General features: G+C 72.9%; 4 protein-coding genes. All 4 read left to right on the top strand.

The window, feature by feature from the left end:
• Positions 1–152 precede the first annotated feature (152 nt).
• Positions 153–509, top strand: coding sequence for a hypothetical protein (locus tag L2I40_RS20280; protein WP_237216989.1), 357 nt, complete (start codon positions 153–155; stop codon positions 507–509).
• A gap of 163 nt (positions 510–672) precedes the next feature.
• A complete protein-coding gene (locus tag L2I40_RS20275) occupies positions 673–1,869 on the top strand; it encodes an aspartate aminotransferase family protein (RefSeq protein ID WP_237216988.1) in 1,197 nt (398 codons plus the stop codon).
• Positions 1,866–2,819, top strand: coding sequence for an ornithine carbamoyltransferase (gene argF / locus L2I40_RS20270; protein ID WP_272910991.1), 954 nt, complete (start codon positions 1,866–1,868; stop codon positions 2,817–2,819). Before L2I40_RS20275 ends, argF begins: the two co-directional genes overlap by 4 nt.
• Positions 2,820–2,959: 140 nt before the next feature.
• Positions 2,960–3,776 (top strand): cache domain-containing protein (locus L2I40_RS20265; protein WP_237216987.1); only part of this gene is annotated, 817 nt, incomplete at its 3' end.

Here is a 3,776-nt window from a genome sequence, read left to right as displayed (position 1 = left end):
CCGCGGCTGAACGCCGGCCGGCGCCCGCCACAGGCGGGCGTCGCGACCGGGCGGCGGGCATCGTCCCGCGGCGGCAACCTTCCGCCGTCGCGGGACGTTCTGCCCGCGTGCCGCGGCCGCGAGGCCGCGCGACACGGAAGGAACCCGACAGGATGACCCGCTTCGCACTGGCGGCGCTGTTCGCGCTGCCGCTCTTCGCCTGCGCCAACCCGAACGACGGCACGCGCGGCAACCCGCCTTCCACCGCCACGCAGCGCGCCTATGACCGTGCGACGGACAGCCCGCGCACCAGCGCCGACGGCACCGGCAACAACCCCTCCGGCACCGCGGCGACGCGCGCCTTCGACCGCGCGGCGGGCACCAACACCTCCGGCGCCTATCCGTCGCAGCGCGACGGCACGCCCGCAAACCCGCCGGGCACCGCGGCCGAGCGCGCCTGGGATCGCGCGACGGGGTCGAACACCTCCGGCGCCTATCCGGCGAACAGCGGCGGCGCGCCGCTGCGCTGAGGCGCATCCGCGCCGATCGCATGGCGGGCCGGAGGAGCGCGCAGGCCTCCCCGGCCCGCATCGTTTTGACCCTTCAGGACGTTTCGGGCATTTTCGCCGACTTCCGCGCCTGCTGGGGCATGTCGCCCAAGGCCGCGCGGAGACCGGAGGAAGCGAGGACACCGTGATCCCCGCCCTGATGCCGACCTACAACCGCGCCGACCTCGCCTTCGAGCGGGGCGAGGGCGCGCGCCTGTGGGCCAGTGACGGGCGACGATACCTCGACTTCGGCGCGGGCATCGCGACCTCCTCACTCGGCCACGGCCATCCGCACCTGGTGCAGGCGATCGCCGAGCAGGCGGCGCGCGTGATGCACGTCTCCAACCTCTATCGCGTGCCGCAGGCCGAGACGCTGGCGGCGCGCCACGTCGCCGCCTCGTTCGCGGACAGCGTGTTCTTCTGCAACTCGGGCGCCGAGGCGAACGAGGGCATGGTGAAGGCAGTGCGGAAGTTCCACGCCGAGAACGGCCACCCAGAGCGCTTCCGCACCATCTGCTTCGAGGGCGCCTTCCATGGCCGGACCCTCGCGATGATCTCGGCCACCGGCAACCCGAAGTACCTCGCGGGCTTCGGCCCGCCGGTCGAGGGCTTCGACCACGTCCCCTTCGGCAACATGAACGCGGTCCGCGCCGCGATCACGAAGGAGACGGCGGCGATCATGATCGAGCCGGTGCAGGGCGAGGGCGGCGTGCGCCCGGCCGACCTGCAGTTCCTGCGCGACCTGCGCGCGACCTGCGACGAGTTCGGCCTGCTGCTCGCGCTCGACGAGGTGCAGACCGGCATGGGCCGTTCGGGGCGCCTCTGGGCGCATCAATGGGCCGGGATCGAGCCGGACGTGATGTCCTCCGCCAAGGGGATCGGCGGCGGCTTCCCGCTCGGCGCGGTCTTCGCGAAGGAGCATGTCGCGAAGCACCTGAAGCCCGGCACGCATGGCACGACCTATGGCGGCAACCCGCTGGCCTGCGCGGCGGGCAACGCGGTGCTGGACGTCGTGCTCGCGCCTGGCTTCCTTGACGGCGTGGACCGCGTGGCGCGGCATCTCTGGCGCGGGCTGCTCGGCTTGGCGGATCGGCATCCCGCGGTGATCGCCGGCGTGCAGGGGGCGGGGCTGCTGCTCGGCCTCAAGCTGCACGAGCAGGTGAGCAACGGCGCGCTGCAGGAAGCCGCGGTGCAGGAAGGCCTGCTGACGGTCGCGGCGGGGATGAACGTGCTGCGGCTCGCGCCGCCGCTCATCATCACCGAGGCCGATGCGGACGAGGCGGTGGAACTGCTCGGCCGCGCCTGCCGCCGCTTCGAGGCGGTGAAGGTCGCCGCCAAGTGAGCGCGGCGCTCAAGGTGGCGGGCGGGGGGCGCGACGCCCCCCGCCACTTCCTCGAGATCATGGACCATGACGCGGCGACGCTGCGGCGGATGCTGGACCTCGGCGTGCAGGCCAAGCGCGGCGCCGTCGCCGGCAAGCCGCTGGCCGGCAAGACCGTCGCGCTGATCTTCGAGAAGCCCTCGACCCGCACCCGAGTGTCCTTCGAGGTGGGCATCCACCAGCTCGGCGGCCACGCGATCGTGCTGTCGTCGCGCGACATGCAGCTCGGCCGCGGCGAGACGCCGGCCGACACGGCGCGCGTGCTGTCGCGCTACGTGGACGCGATCATGCTGCGCACCGACAACGTGGCGAAGATCCGCGAGCTGGCTGCGCATGCGACGGTGCCGGTGATCAACGGCCTGACCGACGTGTCGCATCCCTGCCAGATCATGGCCGACGTGATGACCTTCGAGGAACATCGCGGCCCGATCGCGGGGCAGACGGTCGCCTGGACGGGCGACGGCAACAACGTGGCGCAGAGCTTTCTTCAGGCTGCCGCGCGCTTTTCCTTCAGGCTCCGGCTTGCCACGCCGCCGGAGTTGGCGCCGCCGGCCGCGCTGGTGGAGTGGGCGCGGCGCGAGGGCGCCGAGGTGGAACTGACGTCCGATCCCGTCGCCGCGGTGCAGGGCGCGCGCTGCGTGGTGACCGACACCTGGGTCAGCATGTCGGACGAGAAGCCCGACGCCGCGACGATCAGCCGCCACAACCTGCTCGCGCCCTACCAGCTGAACGCCGCACTGCTGCGCCATGCCGCGCCGGATGCGATCGTCATGCACTGCCTGCCGGCGCATCGCGGCGAGGAGATCACCGACGAGGTGATGGACGGGCCGCAGAGCGTGGTCTTCGACGAGGCGGAGAACCGGCTGCACGCGCAGAAGGGCGTGCTGCTGTGGGCGCTCGGCGCGGGCTGACTCCGCGCCGGGCGTCCGCTTCCGACGCGGCATGTCATCGGCGTGATACGACTGGCACGCTCTGACCCGTCTGCGAGACAGGTTTCATCCCGCATTCACCCTTCCCTGGCATGGCTGGGCCCGAACCGCCGAGGGCCCCCATGCCTGCCGCCTCCCGCCGCTTTGCCGCCCATCTCGCCTCCATCGGCATCCGCACGCGGATCCTGTGCGCCGCCCTTCTGGCGCTGGTGCTCGGCATGGCCGGGCTCGTGGCGAAGCAGACCCTGGATGAGGTCGCCGCCGACCACGTCGCGGCCGCCGAGCGGATCGAACGCAACCTGCTGCTGCTGACGACGCTGCTCGACGACTACGGCCGCGGCTGGCGGCTCGAGGCAGGCAACCGGCTGTTCGTCGGCAGCCTGCAGCTGAACGACTTCAACGAGCTGCCCGACCGCGTGCAGGGCATCGGCGGGGGCGTGGTCACGATCTTCGCGGGCGAGACGCGGATCGCCACCAACATCAGGCGGCCGGACGGCACGCGCGCGGTCGGCACGACGCTCGGCGAGGGTCCGGCGCGCGACGCGGTCCGCCGTGGCGAGACCTACCGCGGCGAGGCGATGATCCTCGGCCGCCGGCATCTGTCGGTCTACCAGCCGGTGCGCGACGAAAGCGGGCGTCAGGTGGGCATCCTCTTCGTCGGCGAGGACCTCTTTCCGATCGAGGCGCGGGCCTGGCGGGACGCGTCGCGCGGCATCGTGCTCGCCCTCGGCATCGCGGCGGTGGTCGGGCTCGCGCTGTGGTGGCTTCTGCGGCGCATGCTGCATCCGCTCGGCGGCCTCGCCGCGGCGCTGCGCGAGATCGGCGCGGGCAAGCTCGACACCGATGTGCCCTGCACGGGTCGCGGGGACGAGTTGGGCGAGATCGGGCGCGCGGTCGCGGCGCTGCGCGACGCCGCCACGGCGGCGCGCGCCGCCCAGC

The sequence above is a fragment of the Falsiroseomonas oryziterrae genome (assembly GCF_021864505.1).
Taxonomy (GTDB): Bacteria; Pseudomonadota; Alphaproteobacteria; order Acetobacterales; family Acetobacteraceae; genus Falsiroseomonas; species Falsiroseomonas oryziterrae.
This window is presented reverse-complemented; position numbering and strand designations above follow the sequence as displayed.